Source organism: Xanthomonas sp. F4 (assembly GCF_011761895.1).
In genome coordinates this window covers 89,639-115,465 of the sequence record NZ_JAASQX010000008.1, presented here as the reverse complement: position 1 = coordinate 115,465, position 25,827 = coordinate 89,639, and the positions used below count along the sequence as shown (strand labels likewise).

The 25,827-nt window shown below is 68.5% G+C and carries 29 protein-coding genes and 2 tRNA genes; 13 read left to right on the top strand and 18 right to left on the bottom strand.

Annotated features, from left to right (window positions below; all coding sequences use genetic code 11):
• Window positions 1-77: 77 nt before the first annotated feature.
• Window positions 78-689: an RNA pyrophosphohydrolase gene (locus FHR66_RS19685; protein WP_160966437.1), complete on the bottom strand. Its 612-nt coding sequence runs from the start codon at window positions 687-689 to the stop codon at window positions 78-80.
• Between the two features lie 120 nt (window positions 690-809).
• Between FHR66_RS19685 and FHR66_RS19680 the strand changes: the two genes are divergently transcribed.
• Window positions 810-886: transfer RNA gene (locus FHR66_RS19680), tRNA-Met, on the top strand.
• Window positions 887-927: 41 nt separating this feature from the next.
• Window positions 928-1,002 (top strand) — tRNA-Gln (locus FHR66_RS19675).
• Between the two features lie 445 nt (window positions 1,003-1,447).
• On the opposite strand, the gene rpsI is transcribed toward FHR66_RS19675, so the two are convergent.
• Entirely contained in the window at window positions 1,448-1,840 is a 393-nt protein-coding gene (gene rpsI, locus FHR66_RS19670; protein ID WP_010341421.1) for a 30S ribosomal protein S9, read from the bottom strand.
• Between the two features lie 2 nt (window positions 1,841-1,842).
• Entirely contained in the window at window positions 1,843-2,271 is a 429-nt protein-coding gene (rplM, locus tag FHR66_RS19665; protein ID WP_010341420.1) for a 50S ribosomal protein L13, read from the bottom strand.
• A 214-nt stretch (window positions 2,272-2,485) separates the two neighbouring features.
• Here rplM and coq7 point away from each other — a divergent pair, with 214 nt between their 5' ends.
• Window positions 2,486-3,130, top strand: coding sequence for a 2-polyprenyl-3-methyl-6-methoxy-1,4-benzoquinone monooxygenase (gene coq7, locus FHR66_RS19660; protein WP_048489304.1), 645 nt, complete (start codon window positions 2,486-2,488; stop codon window positions 3,128-3,130).
• A 184-nt stretch (window positions 3,131-3,314) separates the two neighbouring features.
• A complete protein-coding gene (locus tag FHR66_RS19655; protein WP_237475289.1) occupies window positions 3,315-3,830 on the top strand; it encodes a hypothetical protein in 516 nt (171 codons plus the stop codon).
• A gap of 18 nt (window positions 3,831-3,848) precedes the next feature.
• On the opposite strand, the gene FHR66_RS19650 is transcribed toward FHR66_RS19655, so the two are convergent.
• Complete coding sequence (locus FHR66_RS19650) at window positions 3,849-4,166, bottom strand: DMT family transporter (protein ID WP_160966433.1); 318 nt, start codon at window positions 4,164-4,166, stop codon at window positions 3,849-3,851.
• Between the two features lie 117 nt (window positions 4,167-4,283).
• Window positions 4,284-5,078: an adenosylmethionine decarboxylase gene (gene speD, locus FHR66_RS19645; RefSeq protein ID WP_017910332.1), complete on the bottom strand. Its 795-nt coding sequence runs from the start codon at window positions 5,076-5,078 to the stop codon at window positions 4,284-4,286.
• A 147-nt stretch (window positions 5,079-5,225) separates the two neighbouring features.
• Between speD and crp the strand changes: the two genes are divergently transcribed.
• The 3 genes from crp (at window position 5,226) to FHR66_RS19630 (ending at window position 7,909) form a co-directional block, all read left to right on the top strand.
• Window positions 5,226-5,915: a cAMP-activated global transcriptional regulator CRP gene (gene crp, locus FHR66_RS19640; protein ID WP_160966431.1), complete on the top strand. Its 690-nt coding sequence runs from the start codon at window positions 5,226-5,228 to the stop codon at window positions 5,913-5,915.
• A 27-nt stretch (window positions 5,916-5,942) separates the two neighbouring features.
• Entirely contained in the window at window positions 5,943-6,701 is a 759-nt protein-coding gene (locus tag FHR66_RS19635) for a sulfite exporter TauE/SafE family protein (protein ID WP_160966429.1), read from the top strand.
• A 191-nt stretch (window positions 6,702-6,892) separates the two neighbouring features.
• A complete protein-coding gene (locus FHR66_RS19630) occupies window positions 6,893-7,909 on the top strand; it encodes a glycoside hydrolase family 5 protein (RefSeq protein ID WP_167088052.1) in 1,017 nt (338 codons plus the stop codon).
• Window positions 7,910-7,994: 85 nt separating this feature from the next.
• On the opposite strand, the gene FHR66_RS19625 is transcribed toward FHR66_RS19630, so the two are convergent.
• From FHR66_RS19625 to FHR66_RS19570, 12 genes are all read right to left on the bottom strand, one after another.
• Window positions 7,995-8,732 carry a haloacid dehalogenase-like hydrolase gene (locus tag FHR66_RS19625; RefSeq protein ID WP_160966425.1) on the bottom strand — a complete coding sequence of 246 codons (738 nt, stop codon included), beginning with the start codon at window positions 8,730-8,732 and terminating at the stop codon, window positions 7,995-7,997.
• A complete protein-coding gene (trpC, locus tag FHR66_RS19620) occupies window positions 8,729-9,526 on the bottom strand; it encodes an indole-3-glycerol phosphate synthase TrpC (RefSeq protein ID WP_160966423.1) in 798 nt (265 codons plus the stop codon). Before trpC ends, FHR66_RS19625 begins: the two co-directional genes overlap by 4 nt.
• Before the next feature lie 171 nt (window positions 9,527-9,697).
• Window positions 9,698-10,756, bottom strand: a complete 1,059-nt coding sequence (gene trpD / locus FHR66_RS19615) for an anthranilate phosphoribosyltransferase (protein ID WP_160966421.1) — start codon at window positions 10,754-10,756, stop codon at window positions 9,698-9,700.
• Between the two features lie 53 nt (window positions 10,757-10,809).
• Complete coding sequence (locus FHR66_RS19610; RefSeq protein WP_160966419.1) at window positions 10,810-11,448, bottom strand: flavin reductase family protein; 639 nt, start codon at window positions 11,446-11,448, stop codon at window positions 10,810-10,812.
• A 49-nt stretch (window positions 11,449-11,497) separates the two neighbouring features.
• Window positions 11,498-12,076, bottom strand: a complete 579-nt coding sequence (locus FHR66_RS19605; protein WP_160966417.1) for an aminodeoxychorismate/anthranilate synthase component II — start codon at window positions 12,074-12,076, stop codon at window positions 11,498-11,500.
• A 10-nt stretch (window positions 12,077-12,086) separates the two neighbouring features.
• A complete protein-coding gene (locus FHR66_RS19600) occupies window positions 12,087-12,863 on the bottom strand; it encodes an SIMPL domain-containing protein (RefSeq protein ID WP_160966415.1) in 777 nt (258 codons plus the stop codon).
• A 21-nt stretch (window positions 12,864-12,884) separates the two neighbouring features.
• Window positions 12,885-13,958: an aminotransferase class I/II-fold pyridoxal phosphate-dependent enzyme gene (locus FHR66_RS19595; RefSeq protein ID WP_160966413.1), complete on the bottom strand. Its 1,074-nt coding sequence runs from the start codon at window positions 13,956-13,958 to the stop codon at window positions 12,885-12,887.
• Window positions 13,955-15,430: an anthranilate synthase component I gene (gene trpE / locus FHR66_RS19590; RefSeq protein ID WP_160966411.1), complete on the bottom strand. Its 1,476-nt coding sequence runs from the start codon at window positions 15,428-15,430 to the stop codon at window positions 13,955-13,957. The genes FHR66_RS19595 and trpE overlap by 4 nt, the downstream gene beginning before the upstream one ends.
• Window positions 15,431-15,793: 363 nt before the next feature.
• Window positions 15,794-16,732 (bottom strand): lipid kinase YegS, encoded by a 939-nt coding sequence (yegS, locus tag FHR66_RS19585; protein WP_160966409.1) that lies wholly within the window; start codon window positions 16,730-16,732, stop codon window positions 15,794-15,796.
• 220 nt (window positions 16,733-16,952) lie between these two features.
• Window positions 16,953-17,435, bottom strand: a complete 483-nt coding sequence (locus FHR66_RS19580) for a GNAT family N-acetyltransferase (RefSeq protein ID WP_017910180.1) — start codon at window positions 17,433-17,435, stop codon at window positions 16,953-16,955.
• Window position 17,436: 1 nt separating this feature from the next.
• Window positions 17,437-18,105, bottom strand: a complete 669-nt coding sequence (gene rpe / locus FHR66_RS19575; protein ID WP_160966407.1) for a ribulose-phosphate 3-epimerase — start codon at window positions 18,103-18,105, stop codon at window positions 17,437-17,439.
• 9 nt (window positions 18,106-18,114) lie between these two features.
• Entirely contained in the window at window positions 18,115-18,447 is a 333-nt protein-coding gene (locus tag FHR66_RS19570; protein WP_010341396.1) for a J domain-containing protein, read from the bottom strand.
• Between the two features lie 141 nt (window positions 18,448-18,588).
• Here FHR66_RS19570 and FHR66_RS19565 point away from each other — a divergent pair, with 141 nt between their 5' ends.
• From FHR66_RS19565 to FHR66_RS19540, 6 genes are all read left to right on the top strand, one after another.
• The gene (locus tag FHR66_RS19565; RefSeq protein ID WP_160966405.1) at window positions 18,589-19,515 is read left to right on the top strand and encodes a phosphoribosylaminoimidazolesuccinocarboxamide synthase; all 927 of its coding nucleotides are present in this window, start codon (window positions 18,589-18,591) and stop codon (window positions 19,513-19,515) included.
• Window positions 19,516-19,686: 171 nt separating this feature from the next.
• Entirely contained in the window at window positions 19,687-20,367 is a 681-nt protein-coding gene (locus tag FHR66_RS19560) for a hypothetical protein (protein WP_237475288.1), read from the top strand.
• A 170-nt stretch (window positions 20,368-20,537) separates the two neighbouring features.
• The gene (locus FHR66_RS19555; protein WP_237475287.1) at window positions 20,538-21,020 is read left to right on the top strand and encodes a hypothetical protein; all 483 of its coding nucleotides are present in this window, start codon (window positions 20,538-20,540) and stop codon (window positions 21,018-21,020) included.
• 376 nt (window positions 21,021-21,396) lie between these two features.
• Window positions 21,397-21,897, top strand: coding sequence for a hypothetical protein (locus FHR66_RS19550; RefSeq protein WP_202394632.1), 501 nt, complete (start codon window positions 21,397-21,399; stop codon window positions 21,895-21,897).
• A gap of 70 nt (window positions 21,898-21,967) precedes the next feature.
• A complete protein-coding gene (locus FHR66_RS19545) occupies window positions 21,968-23,749 on the top strand; it encodes a peptidoglycan-binding protein (protein ID WP_160966403.1) in 1,782 nt (593 codons plus the stop codon).
• Window positions 23,750-24,212: 463 nt separating this feature from the next.
• Complete coding sequence (locus tag FHR66_RS19540) at window positions 24,213-24,695, top strand: Mpo1 family 2-hydroxy fatty acid dioxygenase (protein WP_152236627.1); 483 nt, start codon at window positions 24,213-24,215, stop codon at window positions 24,693-24,695.
• 127 nt (window positions 24,696-24,822) lie between these two features.
• Here FHR66_RS19540 and FHR66_RS19535 read toward each other — a convergent pair whose 3' ends face one another.
• On the bottom strand, window positions 24,823-25,758 hold the full coding sequence (locus FHR66_RS19535) for an NAD-dependent epimerase/dehydratase family protein (RefSeq protein WP_160966401.1): 936 nt from the start codon (window positions 25,756-25,758) through the stop codon (window positions 24,823-24,825).
• Window positions 25,759-25,827 lie beyond the last annotated feature (69 nt).

Sequence of the window (25,827 nt, the reverse complement as noted above, 5' to 3'; positions counted from 1 at the left end):
GGGCTTGGCGGCGGACGGCGCGGACTGCGCCTGGCGCCCATTCAAACCAAAGTGAGAATGGTTGTCAATTCCGCCCGTTAATCGTTATTAATCCGCGCCGCCCAGGGGCCGCCGCGCTTGCGTGGACGCTTGCGCGGCCGATCGTGGCCGGCGGTATTGCCCGGCAACCAGGCCTCCTGGGCCAGGGTCGGCATGGCACGGATGCCGGCACCGGCGATGCTCTGCGCCAGCGGCGCCAGGTGGCGCAACGCCCGTGCGTAGACGCCACGCTTGAACAGCACCACGTGCTCCACCGGGTACCAGAAATCGACCCAGCGCCAGTGGTCGAACTCCGGCGTTTCGGTCAGTTCCAGGTTCAGCTGGCTCTCGTCGCACTGCATCCGCAACAGGAACCAGACCTGCTTCTGGCCGATGCAGACCTGGCGTTCGTTGCGGCGGATGGCCCGGCTGGGCAGGCGATAGCGCAGCCAACCGGGGGTGGCGCCGAGCACTTCCACGTGCTCGGGCAACAGCCCGGTTTCTTCGCGCAACTCGCGGTACATGGCCTCCACCGGGGTCTCGTCGGTGTTCATGCCGCCCTGCGGGAACTGCCAGCCGTCCCGGCGCACACGACGTGCCCAGAACACCTGACCATCCGGCCGCATCAGCACGATGCCTACGTTCGGTCGATAGCCGTCCGGATCGATCACGATGCGGACTCCTGAAAAATCTACTGGCTCCGACTCTGCCATGGCTGCGGCCGGGCCACAAGCAGCGTAGAAACCCGTTGACAGCCGCGCGCTTCTCTATAAGAATTGGCGGTTCACCAAGGCTATGTAGCTCAGCCGGTTAGAGCACAGCACTCATAATGCTGGGGTCGGTGGTTCGAGTCCACCCATAGCCACCATGGTGTGTACGCCCAAGGCGTGCGATACTTGCAGTCCACATTGCCCCGTCGCCAAGCGGTAAGGCACCTGACTCTGACTCAGGCATTCGGTGGTTCGAATCCATCCGGGGCAGCCAAACACACAAAAAAGGCCGATCGAAAGATCGGCCTTTTTTGTGTGTTTGGCTGCGGGTTCGCGCAGGCGCTACGCACCTGCGCCCCACACCTTGCTGCGCAAGGTGCGGGCCCCGGCCTTCCGCCTCCACATCCCCGCGCCTGTCGGCGCGCCCCCTTGGACTCCAAGGGGGCTTTTCACCAGACGGTTGATGCAGACTTGACGCAGGAAAGCCTCGAGCTGCAGGCGAACTGCAATCGCCTGCCAAGCCTGTTGAATACCGACCTTGCGCTAGGCGATGAAATCGCGAGCGATCCATCGCCGCCGCCACTGCCCAGCTCCGGCATCCAAATGGAGTGCCGGCCAGCACTACGGAGCTGAGTCCCAAACGACAAAAGCCCGGCCGAAGCCGGGCTTTTGCTTGGTCCCAGCGGGCTCCCGAAGGAGCCCACGCCAGGCGCGATGGATCAGCGCTTGGAGAACTGGGTGGCGCGACGGGCCTTGTGCAGACCGACCTTCTTACGCTCGACTTCGCGGGCGTCGCGGGTCATGAAGCCGGCCTTGCGCAGCTCGGTCTTCAGGGTTTCGTCGTACTCGACCAGCGCACGGGCGATGCCCAGACGGATCGCACCGGCCTGGCCGGTGGTGCCGCCGCCGGTGGCGGTGACCAGGATGTCGAAGCTCTCGGTGTTCTTGGTCAGCTCCAGCGGCTGGCGCACGATCATGCGCGCGGTCTCGCGGCCGAAGAACTCGTCCAGCGGACGGCCGTTGACGGAGATGTTGCCGGTGCCCTTGCGCAGGAACACGCGGGCAGTGGAGGACTTGCGGCGGCCAGTGCCGTAGTTTTGCGAAATCGCCATGATTAGATATCCAGAACCTGCGGCTGCTGAGCGGCGTGCGGATGCTCCGCACCGGAATAGACCTTGAGCTTGCGGTACATCGCGCGACCCAGCGGGCCCTTGGGCAGCATGCCCTTGACGGCGATTTCGATCACGCGCTCCGGGTGGCGCTCCAGCGCCTGCTCCAGGCTCTCGGTCTTCAGGTTGCCGATGTAGCCGGTGAAGCGGTGGTACTTCTTGTCCTTGAGCTTGTTGCCGGTGACGACGATCTTCTCGGCGTTGATCACCACCAGGTAATCGCCGGTATCGACGTGCGGGGTGTAGACCGGCTTGTGCTTGCCGCGCAGGCGGCGGGCCAGTTCGGTGGAAAGCCGGCCCAGCGTTTTGCCGGCGGCGTCGACGAGATACCAGTCGCGCTGGACGGTCTCGGACTTAGCAGTGAAGGTGCTCATGATCAGACTCGGTTGGTCGGGCGGATTCCTGCAGCGAACGGCCGGAACTTTGCCACGCGTTGTGAATTGCAAAAACGCAAGAGGCGGAATTCTACGTGGCCCGGCCGCAGCGCGCAAGTCCGCCCTGCCGGAGTCGGCAGGACCGGCGGCGCGCTTGGCAGTGCGCCGGCCGGCGGCGAAAATCGGGGTCCCCACCGCTTCCGGGCTTTTCCCCATGACTGCCAGCCGCCAGCATTCCCCGCTCGATCGCGCCCTGGTCGAGGCCCAGCGCGCGCTGGAAACCGTGTTCGGCGACCCGCCGGCGCAGCGCCCCTATCCCGCCGCGGCCACCGCCGATGTGGTGCTGGCGCCGGACGAGCGGCGCCATGCCGCCGGCCTGATGCGCATCAACCACGTCGGCGAGGTCTGCGCGCAGGGCCTGTACTTCGGCCAGGCCGCGGTCGCGCGCGATCCGGCCACGCGTGCGCACCTGCTGGAGGCGGCGCAGGAAGAAACCGACCACCTGGCCTGGTGCGCGGCGCGGCTGCGCGAACTGGACAGCCGCCCCAGCCTGTTCAATCCCCTGTGGTACGCCGGCAGCTACGCGATCGGCACCCTGGCCGGGCTGCGCGGCGACGGCTGGAACCTGGGCTTCGTGGTCGAGACCGAGCGTCAGGTCGAGGCGCACCTGGACGAACACCTGCAGACCCTGCCGCCGGCGGACCTGCGCAGCCGCGACGTGCTGAAGGTGATGAAGGCCGACGAGGCCCGCCACGCCGAGCATGCCGAACAGGCCGGGGCGCGGCGCCTGCCGCCGCCGATCCCCACGGTCATGGCCGCCGCCTCGCGGCTGATGAAGGCGGTCGCCTATCGGCTGTAGCCGCCCGCCGGTCGGGCTGCGACCGGGCCGACTGGCATTGTCGGCCCAATCGGGTTAAAGTGAACGAACGCTGACTGATCCACGTCGACGCACGCCGCTTCCGCCGCAGCATCTCCCCCGTGCCGCAGTCATCCGATGTACCCCCGCCGAGTCACGCCCGCGTGCGCTCCGCCTGCCGATTGCCATGCCCGCCTCTTCGCTCTACCTCCATCTGCCTTCGCCCCGCACCCGCTGGTTGTCGCGCGTGCTGTTCGCGACCCTGTTCGCGCTCGGCGGCGGCGCCCTGCTGCATCACCTGCTCGGCGACTATCGCCAGGCCAGCGCGATCCTGCGCGACCATTCGGTCGCCACCGTGCCGGTGATCGCCGACGGCGCCTTCGGCGTGCAGACCGAGCCGCTGGTGCGCTACCGCTTCCATTACGTGTTCGAGAGCAAGGGCCGCCTGCACAGCGGTGCCTTCGAAGCCAGCGGTGCCGAAGCCGCGCCGCTGCTGCTGGACGGTGCCACCGTCGAGATCGCCTACGCCAATGCCGATCCCTCGCGCTTCGGGCGCCTGGACCAGCTGCAGCACGCCGGCAACCTCGGCAGCGTGTTCACCCGCGCGATGATCGTGCTGTCGATCGTCGCCCTGCTGGCGGTGATCGCGCACCGGATGCTGATCGGCCGGGTGCTGACCCGGCGCCGCACCGTCGTCGCCTGAGCCCAGCGCTGGCCGCGCTCAGTGGCCGACCAGCTTCAGGCCGATCACCCCGACCACGATCAGGCCGATGCAGGCCAGCCGCGCCGGCGAGGCGCTGTCGCCGAACAGGACGATGCCGAGCGTGGCCGTGCCCAATGCGCCGATCCCGGTCCAGATCGCATAGGCGGTGCCCAGCGGGATGTGCTTGAGCGCCTGGGTCAGCAACCACAGGCTCAGGCCGGCACCGGCCAGGGTGGCCACGGTCGGCCAGGGCCGGGTGAAGCCTTCGCTGTACTTCAGGCCGAGGGCGAAGCCGATCTCGAACAGGCCGGCGAGCAACAGGTAGATCCAAGGCATTGTCTTTCTCCGTAGACAAATCCAAATGAAAACGGCCCGATGTCTGCACATCGGGCCGCCGTCGGCAGGGGTCGCAGCGCAGGCTGCGGGCGGGCCGTCCCGCCGGTACGAGGTCGCTTACTCGGACAGATTGCGCCCGTGGAACAGCTCCTCGATCTCGCGCTTGAGCAGCGCTTCGATGCGCATGCGCTCCTTGAACGAGAGGTTCTTGGCCTTCTCCTCGAACAGGTACTGGTCCAGGTCGAAGTCCTTCAGGTGCATCTTGGTGTGGAAGATGTTCTCCTGATAGACGTTGACGTCGAACATCTCGTAGCGCGACTTGACGTTCTTGGCCAGGAAGTTCTGGATCGAGTTGATCTTGTGGTCGATGTAGTGCTTCTTGCCCTTCACGTCGCGGGTGAAGCCGCGCACGCGGTAGTCCATGATCACGATGTCCGATTCCAGGCTCTCGATCAGGTAATTGAGGGCCTTCAGCGGCGAAATCACGCCGCAGGTGGCGACATCGATGTCGGCGCGGAACGTGGCGATACCGTGCTGCGGATGGGTTTCCGGGTAGGTATGGACGGTGATGTGGCTCTTGTCCATGTGCGCGACCACGGCATCGGAAATGATCTCCTTGCCCGCCGCCTTCTTGTCGATGACCGGCTCTTCGGAGATCAGGATCGTCACCGAGGCGCCCTGCGGATCGTAGTCCTGGCGCGCGATGTTGAGGATGTTGGCGCCGATGATCTCGGCCACATCGGTGAGGATCTGGGTCAGGCGGTCGGCGTCGTACTGCTCGTCGATGTACTCGATGTAGCGCTGGCGCTCCTCTTCGGAGATCGCGTAGCAGACGTCGTAGATGTTGAAGCTCAACGCCTTGGTGAGGTTGTTGAAACCTTGCAGCCTCAGACGAGGCAACGGCTTGACCACGGCGTGGATCCTCTGGAAGTGGGTCGGGGGGAAAGCCAATCAATTATGAGCCAAATGACCGCGTCGCGAAACGTGGCGTCCGTCTCTAGTTTGCCGCCGCGAACGCGTCCCGTTAAGCTTCAGGAATTACGCCGTAGCGAAGCCGCCATGAGCCCCGGAAACACATCCACTGCAGCACCTGTGCGCATCGCTCCAAGTCCTTTGACGTTGGACACCGCCACCATCGACCGCTTCCTGGCCCACAGCCACCGTCGGCGCTATCCGGCGCGGACGGACGTGTTCCGGCCCGGCGATCCGGCCGGCACCCTGTACTACGTGGTCAGCGGCTCGGTCAGCATCATCGCCGAGGAAGATGACGACCGCGAGTTGGTGCTGGGCTATTTCGGCAGCGGCGAGTTCGTCGGCGAGATGGGCCTGTTCATCGAGTCCGACCAGCGCGAGGTGATCCTGCGCACCCGCACGCCCTGCGAGCTGGCCGAGATCAGCTACGAGCGCCTGCACCAGCTGTTCCTGGGCTCGCTGTCCTCCGATGCGCCGCGGGTGCTGTTCGCGATCGGCGTGCAGTTGTCCAAGCGCCTGCTGGACACCTCGCGCAAGGCCAGCCGCCTGGCGTTCCTGGACGTCACCGACCGCATCGTGCGCACCCTGCACGACCTGGCGCAGGAGCCGGAGGCGATGAGCCACCCGCAGGGCATGCAGTTGCGCGTGTCGCGGCAGGAACTGGCACGGCTGGTCGGCTGCTCGCGCGAGATGGCCGGCCGCGTGCTGAAGAAGCTGCAGGTCGACGGCATCCTGCATGCCCGCGGCAAGACCGTGGTGCTGTACGGCGCGCGCTGACCGCCATGGGTCGATAGGCCCGGCGCGATGCTGCTGAGCGAGACCTTCTACTGGTTCGTGCTGGTCGGCCTGGCCGCGCAGCTGGTGGACGGCGCGCTGGGCATGGCCTTCGGCCTGGTCTCCTCGTCGGTCCTGCTGAGCCTGGGCCTGCCGCCGGCAGTGGTGAGCGCCAGCGTGCACAGTGCCGAGGTGTTCACCACCGGTGCCTCCGGGCTGTCGCACCTGGCCCTGGGCAACGTCGACAAGCGGCTGTTCCTGCGCCTGGCACTGCCCGGCATGGTCGGCGGCGTCGCCGGCGCCTACGTGCTGACGCAGTTGCCGGGCGAGTTGATCCGCCCCTTCGTCTATCTGTACCTGCTCGCGCTGGCGGTGCTGATCCTGCTACGCGCGGCCGGAAGGGCGCTGCCGCGCCGCGAGGTGCGGCGGGTGCCGCTGCTGGGCTTCGTCGCCGGCCTGCTCGACGCCAGCGGCGGTGGCGGCTGGGGGCCGGTGGCGACCTCGACCCTGCTCGCGCACGGCGGCCAGGCCCGCACCACCATCGGCACGGTCAACGCCGCCGAGTTCCTGGTGACGCTGTCGATCTCGCTGACCTTCCTGCTGACCATGGGCGTGCAGCACCTGGACATCGTGCTCGGCCTGCTGGTGGGCGGCATGCTCGCCGCGCCGCTGGCGGCGCTGCTGGTCAAGCGCGTGCGCGAGCGCTGGGTGCTGGTGTCGGTGGGCCTGCTGGTGCTGGGCATCAGCCTGTATCAGGTGGGGAGCGCGCTGTATCGGTGGGTGGGCTGATGCCCGGGAGTCGGGAGTCGGGATTGGGGATTCGCAGGAGCGGCGTCGGCGGCATCTGACGCGGTGCTGGCTGCGCTGCAGGCGGTCAGGCCGCGTTCGCTTTTCCCGGGGCGGGCCGCGCGATGATCGCGGCAGGGACGCTGCCGCCGATGGCCGCGCGTCTCGCCCCGCCCCTGCCCCGCGAGACCGCCATGCGCCGTGCCGTTCCGCTTTTCCTGGCCTTGCTGTGCCTGGCGCTGCCTGCGCCGCGCGCGCAGGCCGACGACGCCTTCGCCCGGCTCGGGCGCGGGGTCAACATCCTCGGCTACGACCCGCTGTGGACCGACCCGGCGAAGGCGCGCTTCCGCCCGCCGCTGTACCGCACGATCCGCGACGGCGGCTTCCGCACGGTCCGGGTCAACCTGCAGGCCTTCGCGCACATGGACGCGGCCAACCAGCTCGACCCGACCTGGCTGAAAACGCTGGACACGGTGGTCGACCAGGCCACCGCGGCAGGCTTGAACGTGATCCTGGACGAACACGACTTCCACCCCTGCGCCGCCGATGCGGCGGTGTGCCGGACCAAGCTGCTGGCGTTCTGGAGCCAGATCGCCCCGCGCTACCGCCATGCGCCGCCGTCGGTGCTGTTTGAGATCCTCAACGAGCCCAATGGCCAGATGACCAGCGCGGTGTGGAACGACCTGCTGCGCGATGCGCTGCAGATCATCCGCCGCGACAACCCGACCCGTACGGTGGTGGTGGGCCCGGGCAACAGCAATTCCTTCACCGCGCTCGACAGCCTGCGCCTGCCCGACGACGACACGCGCCTGCTGGTCACCGTGCACTACTACAACCCGTTCCGCTTCACCCACCAGGGCGCGCCGTGGGCACCTGCGGACATCCGCGACCACACCGGCGTGGCCTGGGGCAGCGCGGCCGACCGCACCAAGCTGTACGGCGAGTTCGACCGCATCGCGGCCTGGGCGAAGGCGCACCATCGGCAGGTGCTGCTGGGCGAGTTCGGCGCCTACGAGCAGGCACCGCCAGCCGATCGACTGGCCTGGACCGTGGCCGTGGTCAATGCCGCGGAGAAGCGCCACTTCGCCTGGGCGTACTGGGAGTTCGAGGGCAGCTTCGGCGCCTACGACATCGACCGCGGCCAGTGGGTCGCGCCGCTGCACCACGCGCTGGTGGGCAGCGACAGCACGTACGCCAAGTCCGGCGGCTGATCGCCGCAGGCAGCACCCGTACGAACGGCGCTGACGAGGCGCGGTCGTAGACGCTGCGTCGCCGAATGCGACGCGGCGCAGTGACTCACTCGGAGCCGACGGCCTCGCCGGCGCGGTCGCGGCAGCCCCAGTTGAGGATCGGCGTGCCGGACGGCAGCACGCGGCGGAACACCGCCACTGCGCTGTGCTTGGGATTGACCACCACCGCCGCGGCCGCGGCCTGCAGCAGCGGCAGATCGGCGGTGCTGTCGGAATAGGCCATGGCGATCTCGCCGTAGCCCAGTTCGCGCAGCATGCGCATCTTTTCCTCGTTGTGGCAGTGGCGCGTGGCGGTGACCGCGCCCAGGCGCGGGCCGATCAGGCTGCCGACCACCGGCACGTCCTGGTGCGCGACGAAGCCGAGGATGGCGCGCGCCAGTTCCGGCGGCGCGCCGGTGGCGACCACCACGCGGTCGCCGGCGGCGCGGTGCCGGGCGAACACGTCCAGCGCCTGCGGCAGCAGCCGCTGGCGGATCTGCGCCTGGTGCTGCAGCACGTACTGGTCGATGATGCGGTTGAACTCGCGCGCGCGGCGCAGGCCGAAACTGGCGATCCAGACATAGCCGGAGATGCCGGTGCGCCGGGTCGGCAGCATCGCCACCAGCGGCCCCAGCAACGGCGTGGCCAGCACCGCGGCGGCCAGGCGCAGCGGATTGCGCTTGATCAGCCAGGCGAACAGGTGGCTGCCGGAGTCGCCGTCGTACAGGGTGTGGTCGAAATCGAACACCACCAGCGGCGCATCGGCACGCGGCAGCGGATACGCGCTCGGGTCCTGCGCGCTCATGCCGCGAAGAACAGCTGGCGCAGCGCCTCGCCCGGCTCCTCGGCGCGCATGAACGCCTCGCCGACCAGGAACGCATGCACGCCGGCGCCGCGCATCAGCGTCACGTCGTCCGGGCCGAGGATGCCGCTTTCGGTGACCAGCAGGCGGTCGCGCGGCACCGCATCCTGCATCGACAGGGTGGTCTGCAGCGACACCTCGAAGGTGCGCAGGTTGCGGTTGTTGATGCCGATCAGCGGCGCCGGCACCTGCAGTGCGCGCTCCAGTTCGTCGATGTCGTGCACTTCCACCAGCACGTCCATGCCCAGTTGCAGCGCCAGCGACGACAGCTCGGCCAGTTGCAGGTCGTCCAGCGCCGCCACGATCAGCAGGATGCAGTCGGCGCCGAGCGTGCGCGCCTCGTAGACCTGGTACGGATCGATGGTGAAATCCTTGCGCAGCACCGGCAGCGTGCAGGCATCGCGCGCCTGCTGCAGATAGCGGTCGTGGCCCTGGAAGAAGTCCTCGTCGGTCAGCACCGACAGACAGGCGGCGCCGCCGAATTCGTAGCTGACCGCGATGTCGGCCGGGTGGAAGTCGGGCCGGATCACACCCTTGGACGGGCTGGCCTTCTTGACCTCGGCGATCACCGCCGGATCGCCGTTGGCGATGGCGGCCTGCAGCGCGCGGGCGAAGCCGCGGGTGGGCGGCATGGCCTCCGCGCGGGCGGCCAGCTCGGCCAGCGGCACGCGCGCGCTGCGCGCGGCGATCTCGTCGGCCTTGCGCGCGAGGATGGTGCGGAGAATGTCGCTGCTCATGCGGTTGGGATCCTGGGGGATGGCCGGATTATCGGCGATGTGGGGTAAAGAAGGGATCGGGACCCGGGACCCGGGACCCGGGACCCGCAACAGCCTAGGCCGCCATGCACGTGTTGCAACTGACGACTGGATGGCCGGACGCGAATCGCCGCAGATCGGCAAACTGCGCTCTTACCGGGTCCCGGGTCCCGGGTCCCGGGCCCCGACCAGGCCCTGCGTACATGCCACATACGCCTCCAGCTTGGCCCGCGCACGCCCATCGGCGATGGCCGCGCGCGCCAGGGCGATGCCGGCGCCGATGTCCTCGGCCAGGCCGGCCACGTACAGCGCCGCGCCGGCGTTGAAGGCGACGATGTCCAGCGCCGGACCGGGCGCGTTGTCGAGCACGGCGCGCAGCATCGCCATCGATTCGGCGGCGTCGGCGACCTTGAGGTTGCGGCTGGCCGACATGGCGATGCCGAAGTCCTCCGGGTGCACCTCGTACTCGCGCACCTGGCCGTCGCGCAGTTCGCCGACCAGGGTGCCGGCGCCGAGCGAGAGTTCGTCCATGTCGTCGCGGCCCCACACCACCAGCGCGCGTTCGGCGCCCAGTTCCTGCAGCACGCGCGCCTGGATGCCGACCAGGTCAGGGTGGAACACGCCCATCAGGATGTTCGGCGCGCCGGCCGGATTGGTCAGCGGGCCGAGGATGTTGAAGATGGTGCGCACGCCCATCTCGCGCCGCACCGGTGCCACCACCTTCATCGCCGGGTGGTGCACCGGCGCGTACATGAAGCCGATGCCGGTGGCGTCCAGCGCCTGCGCCACCTGCTCGGGCTGCAGTTCGATCGCCGCGCCCAGCGCCTCCAGCGCGTCGGCGCTGCCGGACTTGGAGGAGACGCTGCGGTTGCCGTGCTTGGCGACCTTGGCGCCGGCGGCCGCGGCGACGAACATCGCGCAGGTGGAGATGTTGAAAGTGTGCGAGCCGTCGCCGCCGGTGCCGACGATGTCGACCATGTGGGTGCGGTCGACGACCGGCACGGTGCGCGAGAACTCGCGCATCACCACCGCCGCGCCGGCGATCTCGCCGACCGTCTCCTTCTTGACCCGCAGCCCGGTGAGGATGGCCGCGGTCATCATCGGCGACACCTCCCCGCGCATGATCTGCCGCATCAGCCCGACCATCTCGTCGTGGAAGATCTCGCGATGCTCGATGGTGCGTTGCAGGGCTTGCTGGGGGGTGATGGTCATGGGGGAGGATCTGCTCGTAGGGCTGGAAGTGGGAGGCACAGCGCCGGATGCGCTCAGCGCGCCTGCGTCGGCCGCGGCATGCGCAGGCGCCCTTGCGCCAGCACCTCGAAGTAGTCGGCCGGGCCGCCGGCGCGCAGCAGGGTGGCGACCGCGGCCGGGTCGTAGATCCCGTCCTGCAGCGCGTGCTCGGCGATGTGCACGCCGATCACTTCGCCCAGCACCAGCCAGGTCTGGATCGGCTCGCCGCGCGCGCTCTGCAGCGGCAGCAGCTGGCTGAGCCGGCATTCGAAGCTCACCGGGCTGGCGGCGACCCGTGGCGCGGCGATCAGGCGCGAGGGCGCGGCAACGAGGCCGGCCAGGGCGAACTCGTCGACCTCCGGGGCCACCGCGGCGGAACTGGCGTTCATCGCCTCGGCCAGCGGCCGCGTGGCCAGGTTCCAGGTGAACTCGCCCGTGGCCTCGATGTTACGTACGCTGTCCTTCCAGCCGATGCTGGCGAAGCCGACGATCGGCGGGACGTAGTTGAAGGCGTTGAAGAAGCTGTAGGGCGCCAGGTTGGCGACGCCATCGGCACTGCGCGAGCCGATCCAGCCGATCGGCCGCGGCCCGACGATGGCGTTGAACGGATCGTGCGGCAGCCCGTGGCCATTGGCCGGTTCGTAGAAATGGAAGGCTTCGGTGCGATCGTGCATCGGCAGGGTCCGGCAATGACGGAAGGCGGGCGGCGTCGGCGCAGCGCGCTCAGCGCTCCAGGAAGTTCTTGAGCAAGGCGTGGCCATGCTCGGTGAGAATGGACTCGGGATGGAACTGCACGCCCTCGACCGGGAACTGGCGATGGCGCAGGCCCATGATCTCCTCCACCGTGCCGTCGTCGTGTTCGGTCCAGGCCGTCACCTCCAGACAGTCGGGCAGCGTGGTCTTCTCCACCACCAGCGAGTGGTAGCGGGTGGCCTCGTAGCGGTCCGGCAGGCCGGCGAACACGCCGCGGCCTTCGTGGCGGATGCGCGAGGTCTTGCCGTGCATGATGGTGCCGGCACGCACCACCTGCCCGCCGTAGACCTGGCCGATGCTCTGGTGGCCCAGGCATACGCCCAGGATCGGGATGCGCTGGCCCAGTCGCTCGATCAGCGGCAGCGACACCCCGGCTTCGTTCGGCGTGCACGGCCCCGGCGAGATGACGATGCGCTCGGGCGCCAGGCGCTCGATCTCGTCCACGCTGAGCGTGTCGTTGCGCACCACCTTGACCTCGGCGCCCAGCGCCTGCAGGTACTGCACGAGGTTGTAGGTAAAGCTGTCGTAGTTGTCCAGCATCAGCAGCATGGCGAAGGACTCATTGCGCGATCAGGAAGACCGCATAGACGTTTTCGGAAAGGGTGAGGGTGCCGGCTTCGAGGGATTCGGCCATGCCATCGGCCGCACGCGCTGTGGAGAGGTCAGCTGCCGGCGCCGGTGGCGCACTCACCAACTGCACCGCGACCGACTCGGACGGCCACTGCCCGGCCTGGATGCCATAAGCGAAATTCGGTGCCACCTCGGAGATGGTGTACAGGCCGCCCAGGCGCACGCCGTAGGCCTTGGCCAGGGACTGTGCGGAGCTTCGCGTCTGCTCGGCCGCCTGGCGCTTGAGCTCGGCGCGCAGCGCGGCTTCGCCGCTGTAGCGTGGCGCGATTCCCGACACCTGCACGTCCTCGCTGGTAGCCAACGCGCCCAGCAAGGCGCGCACATCGTCCAACGCGGCGAACTCGGCCGACAGTGTGCGCTGCACGCGAGTGCCTTCGAACAGTTGCTTGTCTCCTTGGTAGCGACGCTCGGGCGCGATCGACAGCGTCGTGGCCTGCACGCTGCCGGCCAGCGCATGGCGCTGTGCGAACGCGGCCAGCACCTTCTCGGCATTGGCCTGCACGCGCTTGCGCGCCGCACCCGGGTCGGCATCCACGGCGCTGAGGGTGATGGTCAAACCGAAGCGATCCGGCACCACCTCGCGCTTGGCTTCGCCCTTCACCAACAGATGCGGCTGCGACGGCAGGCTGTTGACCTGTGCGCTAGCGCACGCCGGCAGCGCCAGCACGGCGGCAAGAACCCATGGACCGATCTTGCTGAGTTTCATCGTCCTCTCCTTGGTGGAAAATCAGCCGGTCGCATGTTGCGTGCCGGACTGGATCAGCGTCGCGAAATCCGCGATCAACGCATCGACCGCCGCGTCCTGCGTGGCCCACGAGGTGACGAAGCGGATCACCCAGCGGCCGTCGTCCAGCAGTTGCCAGCGCTCGAAGTCGTAGCGCTGCGCCAGGGCCTCGACCGCGGCGGCGGGCAGGATCACGAACAGCTGGTTGGTCGGCGAGTCCGAGGCGAACTGCGCGCCTGCCGCGGCCAGCCCGGCGCGCAGCCGCGCGGCCATGCGGTTGGCGTGCGCGGCTAGCTGATAGAACAACCCGTCCTCGAACAGTGCGGCGAACTGCGTACCCAGCACCATGCCCTTGGCCAGCAGCGCGCCGCGCTGCTTGAGCAGGTAGCGGAAATCCGCTTTAAGGGCCGAATCGAGGATCACCAGCGCCTCGCCGAGCAAAGCGCCGTTCTTGGTGCCGCCGATGTAGAACGCATCGGTCAGCGCGGCGACGTCGGCCAGCGTCAGGTCGTTGCCCTCGGCGGTGAGCGCGCTGCCGATGCGCGCACCGTCCAGGAACAGCAGCAGGCCGTGTGCGTCGCAGAACGCGCGCAGTGCCTGCAGTTCGTGCCTGCGGTACAGGGTGCCGACTTCGGTGGTGTTGGACACGTAGACCAGACGCGGCTGCACCATGTGCTCGTTACCGTGCTCGGCGAGCAGCGGCGCGATCCGCTCCGGCGTGAGCCGGCCGTCGGCCGCGTCCACGGTGAGCACCTTGTGCCCGGTGGCTTCGATCGCACCGGTCTCGTGGGTGGCGATGTGGCCGCAGACCGCGGCGATCACCGCCTGGTGCGGGCGCAGGAACGCGGCGATGGCGGTGAGGTTGGTCTGGGTGCCGCCGACCAGCAGGTGCACGTCGGCGTCGGCACGCCCGATCTCGGCACGGATCAGTTGCGCGGCGCGCGCGCTGTGCCGGTCCAGGCCATAGCCGGCGTTCTGCTCGACGCTGGCCGCGGCCAGGGCGGCGAGCAGGCGCGGATGCGCTCCTTCGCTGTAGTCGTTGCGGAAGCCGATCCGCGGCGACGCGGCGGCGCTCACAGCCCCTTCGCCGCTTCGGCGACCGCACGGAACAACGCGCGGCCCTTGTTCATCGTCTCGTCCCATTCGGCCTGCGGGTCGGAGTCGTAGACGATGCCGGCGCCGGCCTGCACGTGCAGGCGGCCATGCTTGATCACCGCGGTACGGATGGCGATGGCGGTGTCGGCGTCGCCGTGCCAGCCCAGGTAGCCGATGCTGCCGGCATAGACGTTGCGCTTGATCGGCTCCAGCTCGCGGATCACTTCCAGCGCGCGGATCTTCGGCGCGCCGCTGACGGTACCGGCCGGGAAGGTGGCGCGCAGCACGTCGGCGTAGCTGAGCCCGGGCAGCAGGGTGCCGGTGACTTCGCTGACGATGTGCATGACGTGGCTGTAGCGTTCGATCACGAAGCGCTCGCCGACCGCGACGCTGCCGGCCTGCGAGACGCGGCCGGCGTCGTTGCGGCCGAGGTCGATCAGCATCAGGTGCTCGGCGCGCTCCTTCGGATCGGCCAGCAGTTCCGCTTCCAGCGCCTGGTCCTGTTCCGGGGTCTTGCCGCGCGGGCGGGTGCCGGCGATCGGGCGCACGGTGACCTGGCCGTTCTCCAGCCGCACCAGGATCTCCGGCGATGAGCCGACCACCTGGGTGTCGCCGACGTCGAGGAAATACATGTACGGCGACGGATTCAGCGCGCGCAGCGCGCGATACACATCCACCGGGCGCGCGCTGAACGGCACGCTCAGGCGCTGGCTCAGCACCACCTGGAAGATGTCGCCGGCGCGGATGTAGTCCTTGGATTTCTCCACCGCGGCAATGAAACCCTCGCGGGTGAAGCCGGAGACGAAGTCGCTTTCGTCCAGCACGTCGCGCGCCAGCGGCGCGGGGTAGCCGGCACCGGGCTGGCGCAGCGTGGTGGTGAGCGCATCCAGGCGCGCCTGCGCGCGTTCCCAGGCATCGGCCTCGGTCGGGTCGGCATGCACGATCAGGTACAGGCGCCCCTTGAGGTTGTCGAAGACCGCCACTTCCTCGGACAGCATCAGCAGGATGTCCGGGGTGTCCAGCTCGTCGCGTGCGACGGCGCCGGCCAGGCGCGGCTCGATGTAGCCGATGCATTCGAAGCCGAACCAGCCGACCAGGCCGCCGGTGAAGCCGGGCACGCCGGCCAGCTTGGGCACTACATGTTGCGCGCGCAGCGCCTCGACCTCGGCGAAGGGATCGGCGACCTCGCGGCGCTCGATCAGTTCGCCATGGTCGCGCACCTCGAGCGTGTGCCCGCGAAAGGTGTACACGCGGCGCACCGGCAGGCCGATGATCGAGTAGCGCCCGAAGCGTTCGCCGCCTTCGACCGATTCGAATAGGTAGGTGTGCGGGGCGTCGGCGAGCTTGAGATAGACCGACAGCGGCGTGTCCAGGTCGGACAGCACTTCGCGGACGACGGGGATGCGGGTGTGACCTTCAGCGGCGTAGCGCTGGAACTGCTCGCGGGTAATCAAGACGGCTTTCCTTCCGGGACTCGGTGACAGGGCGGACGACGGCTGCAGGCCACCATCGCCACGCACGGCGAGCGGAAGTGAAGGAAAGCGGGGTCGTCAGGCTGGACACGGCGGCTACTTTACCGCAACTGCGGCGACTGGCAACGGTTGCAGACGCGACCGATCGATCGCGATGCGCAGGCGCTCGGCGAGGATGTCGCGTCGGGACTGAAGTCCCTCCCACAGGGGGTTGATTGCCTGGGTACATCTCCGTAGGAGCGGCTTCAGCCGCGACGGGCGTTACCGGGAATGCCCGTCGCGGCTGAAGCCGCTCCTACGGAGAGCAATACGCTGGCAGCACGCGAGCAGACGAATGCGTGGCCGCTAAAGCCTGCGCGGCTGCAGCAACGGCGACTCCGGCGGCAGGTGCATGCGCAAGCGCCCGGGCACGCAATCGATGCGGAAGTGGCGCGAGGTTTCCGGCTCGCCGTCCAGGTTCAGGGTCAGCGGCTGCGCCGCCTCGATCTGCAGCCACGGCAGGCGCGCGCGCACCGCCACCCGCTCCAGCGCCGCCTGCTTGCCTGAGGTGACCAGGGTGCCCAGGGTCGCGGCGACCTCGCCGGTCAGTTCCGGCACCAGGGTCAGATCGAGCAGGCCGTCGTCGAGCAATGCGTCCGGGCACAGGACCTGGCCGCCGCCGGCCTGGCGGCCGTTGCCCAGGCCGAGCGCGATGAAATCGCCTTCCCAGGAAAAGTCCGGCCCCGCGAAGCGTGCCCGGATCGGATCGATCCGGCCCAGCCGGCTCATGCCGGTGACCAGGTAGGCCAGCCCGCCCAGCATCTTCTTCAGGCCTTCGTCGGTCTCCACCGTGACCTGGGTGCCGAAGCCGCCGCTGGCGACGTTGGCGCACCAGTGCGAGCCGTGCTCGGCCTCGATGCGCAGCAGGTCGATCGGCAACGCCGGGGTACGTGCGATCAGTTCCAGCGCCTCCAGCGGCGGCAGCGGAATGCCGGTCGCGGTGGCGAAATCGTTGGCCGTGCCCAGTGCGACCAGGCCCAAGGCCGGCAGCTCGGCGGCCGATTCCTGGCGATGCGCTAACGTCGTGGCGACCTCGCTCAGAGTGCCGTCGCCGCCGGCGGCGACGATGCAGGCCGCGCCATCGGCCACCGCCTCAGCCACGTAACGTTCGGCATCGCCCTGCTCCCAGGTGACCCGCACCTGCAGCGCCACGCCGCGGGTACGCATGGCCATGACCGCCTCGCGCAACGCCTCGTCGCCGGCCGACTTGCCGTTGAGGATCAGACGCCAGTGCGCTGCAGCCATGCGGACCTTCCCGGGGTGAGGCGCCCACGCTAACGGGCACGGCATGCGCGATGCGTGAATCCAGGCGCGCACGTTGTCATACGCACGTCACCGAGCGTCCGGAACATGGAAGGCCATAGCAAGGAAGACGGATGGAGGCAGGATCAGCCTCCGATTTCTCTCCCAGGGGCCGCACCGGCGACGGTGCGGTTCTTTTCTTTTGGCCGCCCCGCGCCGCCGCTCAGCCGGCCGCGAATCTGGCCAGCGCCTCGCCCTGCAACCGGTACACGGTCCACTCGTCCTGCGCGCGGGCGCCGACCGCTTCGTAGAAGTCGATCGCCGGCTGGTTCCAGTCCAGCACCGACCATTCGAAGCGGCCGCAGCCCTCGGCCACCGCCTGCCGCGCCAGATGCTGCAGCAGCGCCTTGCCGGCGCCCACGCCGCGGTGCGCCGGGTCCACGTACAGGTCTTCCAGGTACAGGCCGTTGCGGCCGAGCCAGGTGGAGTAGTTGTAGAAGTACACCGCGTAACCGATCGGCTGGCCATCGGCCTCGCAGATCAGCGCCTGCGCGCGGGCGTCGGCGCCGAACAGGCTGGCGCGCAGGCCGGCCTCGTCGGTCTGCACCGCGTCCTCGGCGCGCTCGTAGCGCGCCAGGTCGCGGATCAGGCGCAGGATCAGCGCCGCGTCGTCGGCCACCGCCGGGCGGATGTGCAGGGCCGCCACCTCAGCGCGCCGCCACCGCGGCGCGCATCTGCGCGATCACCGCGGCGTAGTCCGGCGCATTGAAGATGGCCGAGCCGGCGACGAAGGTGTCGGCGCCGGCGGCGGCGATCGCGGCGATGTTGTCCGGCTTGACCCCGCCGTCGATCTCCAGCCGGATCGGCTTGCCGCTGGCGTCGATGCGGGTGCGGATCGCGCGCAGCTTGTCCAGCGCCGAGGGAATGAAGGCCTGGCCGCCGAAACCCGGGTTGACCGACATCACCAGCACCAGGTCCAGGTCGTCCAGCACCCAGTCCAGGATGTCCACCGGCGTGGCCGGATTGAGCACCAGGCCGGCCTTGCAGCCGTGCGACTTGATCAGCTGGATGCTGCGGTGCACGTGGCGGCTGGCCTCGGGGTGGAAGCTGATGATGCTGGCGCCGGCCTCGGCGAAATCCGGGATCAGCCGGTCCACCGGCTCGACCATCAGGTGCACGTCGATCGGCGCGGTGACGCCGTGCTTGCGCAGCGCCTGGCAGACCATCGGGCCGATTGTCAGGTTAGGCACGTAATGGTTGTCCATCACGTCGAAGTGGATCCAGTCGGCGCCGGCGCGCAGCACGGCATCCACTTCCTCGCCGAGGCGGGCGAAATCGGCGGACAGGATGGACGGGGAGATGATGCAGTCGGACATGGTGGGATCTCAGCGCTTGCGCAGGGTGCGGATACGGTCGTAGGCGGTGTTGAGCTGGCTGGCCTTCTTCTCGGCGCGGGCGCGCAGCTCGGGGCTGGCGCTGGCGACCTTGTCGGGGTGGTACTGGGACATCAGCCGGCGATAGGCCAGTTCGATCTCGGCGTCGGTGGCGTCGCGGGTCAGGCCCAGTTCCCGATAGGGATCCTCGCGCTGGGACAGCTTGAACCAGTCGGCGTCGAAGGCATGCCCGATCAGCAGCCCGATCAGCGCGCCCAGCACCGGCGTGGGCCGCAGCAGCAGGGCCCCGGCGATGGCGCCGAGCAGTTTTCCGTACCAGGGCATGGGCGAGGGCGGGCGCGGCGTCAGGGCCGGCCATTTTACGGCACAGCGGGGCATTCCGGCCGTACACTACGCGGCCCGCCGTCCGCCGCGGGCCCGCCGGGTCCCGGGACGGTCGCCATTGCGAAGTCCGTAGGAGTGCCTGTGTCCACCACGCTGTTGCAATCCGATCTGCCCGGCCTGCCCTTGCGCCACCGCGGCAAAGTCCGCGACGTGTTCGATATTCCCCGCGAGCGCCTGCCGGCCGACGCGCCGCCCGGCGACTACCTGCTGATGGTCGCCACCGACCGCCTGTCCGCCTTCGACGTGGTGCTGCCCGACCCGATCCCCGGCAAGGGCGAGATGCTGTGTCAGGTCTCCAACTTCTGGTTCAAGAAGACCGACCACCTGATGCCCAACCACCTCACCGGCATCGACGTGGCTGCGGTGCTGCCCGAGGGCGTGGACAAGGCCCTGTACGCCAAGCGCGCGCTGGTGACCCGCAAGCTCAAGCCGGTGCCGGTGGAAGCCATCGCCCGCGGCTACCTGATCGGCAGCGGCTGGAAGGACTACCAGCGCACCGGCAAGGTCAGCGGCATCGAATTGCCCGACGGCCTGCGCCAGGCCGAGAAGCTGGCCGAACCGATCTTCACCCCCTCGACCAAGGCCGCCGTCGGCGACCACGACGAGAACATCGACTTCGACGCCATGGTCAAGACCGTGGGCGCCGAACTGGCCGAGCGCGTGCGCGACGCCACCCTGCGCATCTACCGCTTCGCCGCCGACTTCGCCGCCGAGCGCGGCATCCTGCTGGCCGACACCAAGTTCGAGTTCGGCACCGACGCCGACGGCCGCCTGTACATCATGGACGAGATGCTGACCCCGGATTCCTCGCGCTACTGGCCGGCCGACGAATACGAAGTCGGGACAAGCCCGCCGAGCTACGACAAGCAGTTCGTGCGCGACTACCTGGAGACGCTGGACTGGGGCAAGACCGCGCCCGGCCCACGCCTGCCGCAGGACGTGATCGACCGCACCCGCGCCAAGTACGCCGAGGCGCTGCAGCGGCTGGCGGGGATTTCGGTCGACTGAGTGGGGTGCTGCCATGCGCCGGTGTGCCGGCGCATGCGGGTGGTCGCGGAAGGCGGCCACCTTGCGGTCACGCGCCGCTCTGCCTGTTGCTTCACCAGCTGATAATCCTGGCCAACTAGACTCGGTCATCCGCGCGAGCGCTCGTGCGTCCGACCTGATCAGGAGGATCCGTTGGCCAGTTCGCCCCCGCTTTTTGCCGCCCTTGCGCTTTTCATGACACTGGCAGCCTGCAACTCTAGGCAGGCCGACGCCTCAACGACTGCGAGCCCCGTCGCTGACGCAGCCGCTCGCACTGCATCTTCGGACAAAGCCACTTCCGGTCGCGCGCCCAGCGCATCACAGGCTGCACGCCAGGATGACGGCGTTGCAGCGCTGGCCGAGTCCTTGCACCTTCGCTGTGAAAATGCGGCCAAGGGCAGCAGCTGCGTGGCGGGCAATATGGACGCCGGGGATTTCTACGATGTCGATGTGTCTCCAGGCTGTGGCGCAGACGGAAACTTCGCAGGCGTGGCCGAACGCGACGCGACACTTCTGGATGCCTTGCCAGTGACCGGCAGCAAGGTGCAGGTCGCCGCCAGGCTGTCGGACGGGCAATTCGTCTGCATCCTGGCCACCGCGCACGCGGGTCAACGGGCGGCCTACTACTACGTGGTCGCCATTCCCCCTGCCAGCGTAGGCGCGTGTAAGGGAAAGCCCATTTGCACTCAGTATGGCGAGCGTCCGGTTGACTTCGTGACACAGCGCAAGCAGGGAAAGCCCTGCGCCGTTGCAGGCAAGGCGCGCCCTGAGGGCGACTGTGCGCAGGGGTGGATCGAACCGCAGAAGCTGGACGTATTTTCGGAAGGCCTGTGATCCGCCGTGAGGCGAAGGCGCTCGACAGAGGTTGATCACCGCGCTGGCGTTAGGCGCTGGTAGATTCCGTCGCAATGCCCCGCCGCGGCTTCACGACGTGATGATCCTGCTCGACTAAACTCAGCCGCCCGCAGGGCGATTGCCCCGCCCGACCCGATCAGGAGGATCCGTTGGCTATCGCACGCCCCATTCTGACGTCCCTCGCCTTGGCAGCGACCCTGGTCGCGTGCAAGGCGCAACCGACCGGCTCCACGGTGGCTGCGGCCACGGCCGCGCCCTCGCAGACCACAGGTGCCGCAGCCGCGCCGCGCTGCCAGGACGCCGATTTCGATGCCTTCCTCAAGCGCTTCAGCGCCGACATCGCGGTCCAGGAAAAGGCCACCGCCGATCCGTTGACGATGATCCATATCGATCCGGACGCGCAGCCGGAGCCGGCGCCAGTCACCCGCAACGTGCCGCTCGCCGAAGTCGAATGGCCGGTGATCCCGAACCTGGACGCGGCCCGCAAGGGTGGGCGCGAGGTCGTGGTGACGCAGAACGCCGAGGGCCGGCAGGTCTTGGTGCGCACTCCCGATACCGGCGACCAGCAGGTCTACCAGTTCGCGCAGAAACCGTGCTGGACGCTGGTGAAGGTCGACGACCAGGCGTTGTAGCGGCGCCCCCAAGGAGACACCGCATGGATGCTTTTCGCCAGCGCAACGCCATCTGCCACATCGCGCGACAAACGCTCATCTTCTACCCGACCCTCGCCCAGTAACGGCCAGGCAGCATGTATCTGCCCGCATCGCAGGGTGGCAATTGAAACTAGCAGAGGAAATTCACGTGCATTTCCTGAAACTCTCTTCTTCTTCGCTTCTCGCTCTGGCATTGGCAGCCTGTGGAGGCACAACCGCGGACGGAAAACCCGCCGACGCGCAACAGCCGTCCCCCGTTCCCAGTCAGCAAAACCAGGGGCAGCACGCTCCCACTACGCCCACTCAGCAAGGGAATGCCACCGTGCAAAACGTCGCTTCTTTCGTCCCTTCGGGCATGGAAACCGTGGACACGCTTCGGGGCGACCTCACCGGCATTGGTCGGTCAGATGCATTACTGGTCGTTTCCCCTCCATCGTCGGCTGGCGAGAAGTTGGGTCAGGGCGCACCAAGAACGGTGATCCTGCTGACCCAGGATGAAAGCGGAGAGCTGCACAAGGCCGCGGAGAATGCGCATATCGTCCCATGCGCGAACTGCGGCGGCATGGCCGGCGATCCATATGCGTTTTCGCGGATCGAGAAAGGGCAGTTCACCATCTCCATCTCGGGCGGCTCGCGCGAGCGCTGGGCTGATGACTTCACCTTCCGCTATGCGCCCGCCACTAAAAGCTGGCTGCTGGAGAAGGTGGTGCGCGAGCTCACCGATACGCAAACCGATCAGCACAAACAATTGGAGTTGACGGCCAAGGATTTTGGACAGGTGGCATTCGCGGATTTCGATCCTGCCAAGCTGCCCAAGGTCGCCCCACTGGAAGAGGGCGAGTCGAGCACGAATTAAAGGGAAGTAATGGTTTCCGCGGACATGGATGGTCCGTCCATCACGTTGCTGAGAAATGAGGAGCTACACCATGGCAACAGACAGAGAGAACCAGATGCTCCGCGCCGCATACGCGGCCGGCATCACACAGCCCAGGGAACTGGCGAATTTTATGGCGCAGGTGGGCCATGAATCCGGCGGCCTTTCCAGGCTTGAGGAAAGCTTCAATTACACCAAGGGAATCGGACAAATCACTGCCAACGTGCGTTCTGCTTTGCGCGAAGGTCCGGAGGCACTGGAAAGCGCGCGCATCGAGGCACTCAGGGGCCGGCCCGAACGGCTCGGCGAACTCATGTACGGCAATCGCCGGGATCTCGGCAATGATCAGCCGGGGGACGGCTATCTCTATCACGGCCGTGGCTACATGCAATTGACCGGCAAGGCACAGTACAGCGCGGCTGGCGAGGCGTTGGGTCTGGACCTGGTCAATCGACCAGAGTTGGCATCTCAGCCTGAGAACGCCTCGCGCATCGCCACCTGGTACTGGCAGCAGAAAGTACCCGAGGAGCAGCGCAACAGCGCCCGAGACGCGGGTGCCGCCATCAACGGAGCCAACCCGCCGAACGGGTTGGCAGACCGCGAGAGGCGCTTCGAGCACTGGCAACGAACGCTGACACCCGAATTGATGCAGAACCTGGCCACGGGACGGCTGGGTGAAGCCGTCGCTGCACCCACGCAGGGCCATCGGCCGGCTACCGCTAACGCCGGGGGGTCTCACAGCAACTTCCAGCAGACGATGGAGCGCATGCTGCCGAGCCAGGGCAAGGTCGATCCGCACATCACCGGGCACTATGGCGAACACCGCGCCCGCGGTCCGCACGGCGGCACCGACTTCAACTACGAAGGCGGCCAAACCGGCATCAACCGGCAGCATCCGACGGTGCACGCGCCGATCTCCGGCACGGTGACCTTCTCCGGCGGCCAGTACGGCACGGTGAAAATCCGCGACGCGCAGGGCAATTCGCACGAAATCCTGCACCTGGATTCGCGCTCGGTGAAAGAAGGCGATACCGTGCGCGCCGGCGATGCGATCGGCACCATGGGCGGACGTGGCCCGAACGGGGCGAACCAGTACGCGCAGCACGTGCATTACCAGATGCACGATGCGAACGGGAAGGCGGTCAGTCCGGAGACGTGGTGGAACCGCGGCCAGCAGGTCGACGCGCATGGCCGCGATCAGGCGCAGCATGGCAATGGCACGCTGCGCCAAGGCGACCACGGCCAGGAGGTGCGCGAGTTGCAGCAGCATCTCAACCGCCTCGGCATCCGCGACGCGCAAGGCCGTCCGCTGGCCGAGGACGGCCGCTTCGGGGACAACACCCACGAGGCGGTAACGGCTTTGCAGAAACAGCGCGGCCTCACCCAGGACGGCATCGTCGGCCGCGATACCCGGGCCGGGCTGGCGGCCGCCGAGCAGGCACAGGCCAAGCCGGCGAAGGGTCCGCAGCTCGGCGAGCCTGGGCATCCGGATACGCCGCTGTACGACAAGATGCGCACGGAAGCCGATCGCGGTGCGGAGAAGGCCAATCCGCCGCACGCCAAGCTGTCGAACGAGGCGGTAGCCAACCTCACCCTGCAGGCTAAGCAGGCCGGGATCGATAGCCCCGACAAGCTGAAGGAGGTCAATGTCGCCAACGACAAGGCCTTCGTCGCCGGGACCACGCCGGGCTTCCGTGCGGTGGTGGACCTGCAGCAGCCGGCACCGCCGCTGGAGCAGACCAGCGCGCAGTTGGCCCGCCAGTCCGCACAGCAGCAGGAGTCGGTGCAGCGCGAACAGCAGCAGGAGACGAACAGGAGCATGGCGCGCGCCTGAGCCGCCAAGCCGTGGCGGGGCGGTCGTGCCGACAGCGCGATCGCCCCTGCTCGGCGACTCCACCGCTTGCCTGCGACGACCGCTCAGGCGGCGCCCGACGCCTCTAGGACGCCGTTCGTCGAAACGAAAAAAGCACCTCTCATCCCCTGCATCCGGCACGATCGAACCAGATGCAAGTTGCCTTGTGAAAGCGACGGGGCGTCCCCGGTAAAGCCCGTCGCGGCTGACGCCGCTCCCACAGGACATTGCCCGACGTTTTGCAGGACCCCGAAGGTCGCTCCGCTGGGGACGGCTGCATGCGTGCTGCGCTGGGCGAGGACATGGACGGTGTCGGGCGCGACCAGCAAACGGGCAAGGCGTCCGTGCTGCTGGCAACGGCTGCCCGCGTCGCCGGATGCACGGCCCGGTGTCTCCGCATCGCACCGACGATGGCGCTATGCTGGGCCGGTTCCTGGGAGGGAAGATGGATACCACCGCCTACGCGCGCCCGATCGACCGCTATTTCGCCAGCTATTCCGACGATCACCGCAATGCCGCCAACCAGCGCATCCACGTGGTCGCGGTGCCGGCGATCCTGTGGTCGGTGGTGGCGCTGCTGTGGTGCATCCCGGTCGGCGGCACCTGGTTCCAGAGCGGGCTGTGGGCGGCGCTGGGCATGTTCGCGGCGTGGATGTACTACAACCGCCTGTCGCGTCCGCTGGGCTACGGCATGTTGGCGGCGTTCTTCTTCTGCGGCTGCCTGTGCCGGCTGCTGGAGGCGCACCTGGGCCTGCAGGGGCTGCTGTGGCTGGCGATCGGCGTGTTCGTGGTGGCCTGGATCGCGCAGTTCATCGGGCACGCACTGGAAGGCCACCGACCCAGCTTCCTCACCGACCTGACCTATCTGCTGATCGGCCCGGCCTGGGTGCTGGCCAAGCTGTACCGGCGCATGCACTGGCGCTACTGAGCGCGACCGCCCCACACGGCAGCACAGCCGCCGGGCACGCGCGGACGCTGCCCGGACCCTCCTCCCCTCGTTCGCCGCGGCGCCTGCGCGCCGTCCGCACCCGCAGGCGAGTACGCACGGCCTTGCGTCAGCCCTGCTTCGCCGAGTCCCCAAGGTCCAGGCCCAACATCGCCGCATCCGGCGCGAAGGCGCGCGGCGCGTAGCCGAAATCCTGCCGCGCCGGTTGCAGATCGAACGCCAGGTCCTCGCGCATGCGCTGCAGCGCGGCGCGGTTCATGCCCTGCAGGCGGCCGCAGGCGTGGGCCAGCGCCAGCGTCGACGCGAACAGCGCATGCGGCAGCGTCAGCAACCGCGCTGGCGGACGCAGTACGGCCAAGACCCGCCGCACCATCTCGCGATAGGTGAGCGTCTCGCCGCCACCGAGGGCGTAACTTCGCCCGTGCGTGGCCGGATGCGCCAGCACCGCCAGCGCCGCGTCGGCCAGGTCCTGCACGTGCACCGGCTGGCGCAGGCCGCTGGCGCTGCGCGGCAGCACGAACCAGCCGGTGCGCCGTGCCAGCGCCGCGATCGCGCTGAGGGTGCGGTCGCGGCCGGCGCCGTAGACCAGGGTCGGCCGCAGCACCGTCGCCGCCGCGCCGCGCTCGGCCGCGACCGCGAACACGATGGCTTCGGCCTCGCGCAGGCGCCGGGCGACGTCGCGCTCGGCCGGATCCAGCGAGTCGCGCTTGACTTCCAGGCTGGTGGAGCCGAACGCGACCACGCGCGCCGCGGCGACTGGCGCGCGCCGGTACCAGTCGGCGAAGGCGTCCAGCGGCCCGCAACTGAACACCACGTCGGCCGCCACCGGCGGCGCCTGCAGCGCGCTGAGTTCACCAGCATGCCAGTGCAGGCCGGATTGCGGCGCGCGCGTCTGACGGGAGTAGGCATGCACCTCCCACCCGTCGGCCAGCAAGCGGTGCAGCAGGCGCTCGCCGATCTGGCCGCTGCCGCCGAACACCAGCGCGACGCGCGGGGAGGCGACGGACGGAGGGGAAGCGGACGCAGCGGCAGGCGAATCGGTCATCGACACAGAATAGTGCGTGCACGGCCGTTTGCGGCCGGGAGCATGCGGGATCGGGCCGCTGCACAGCAC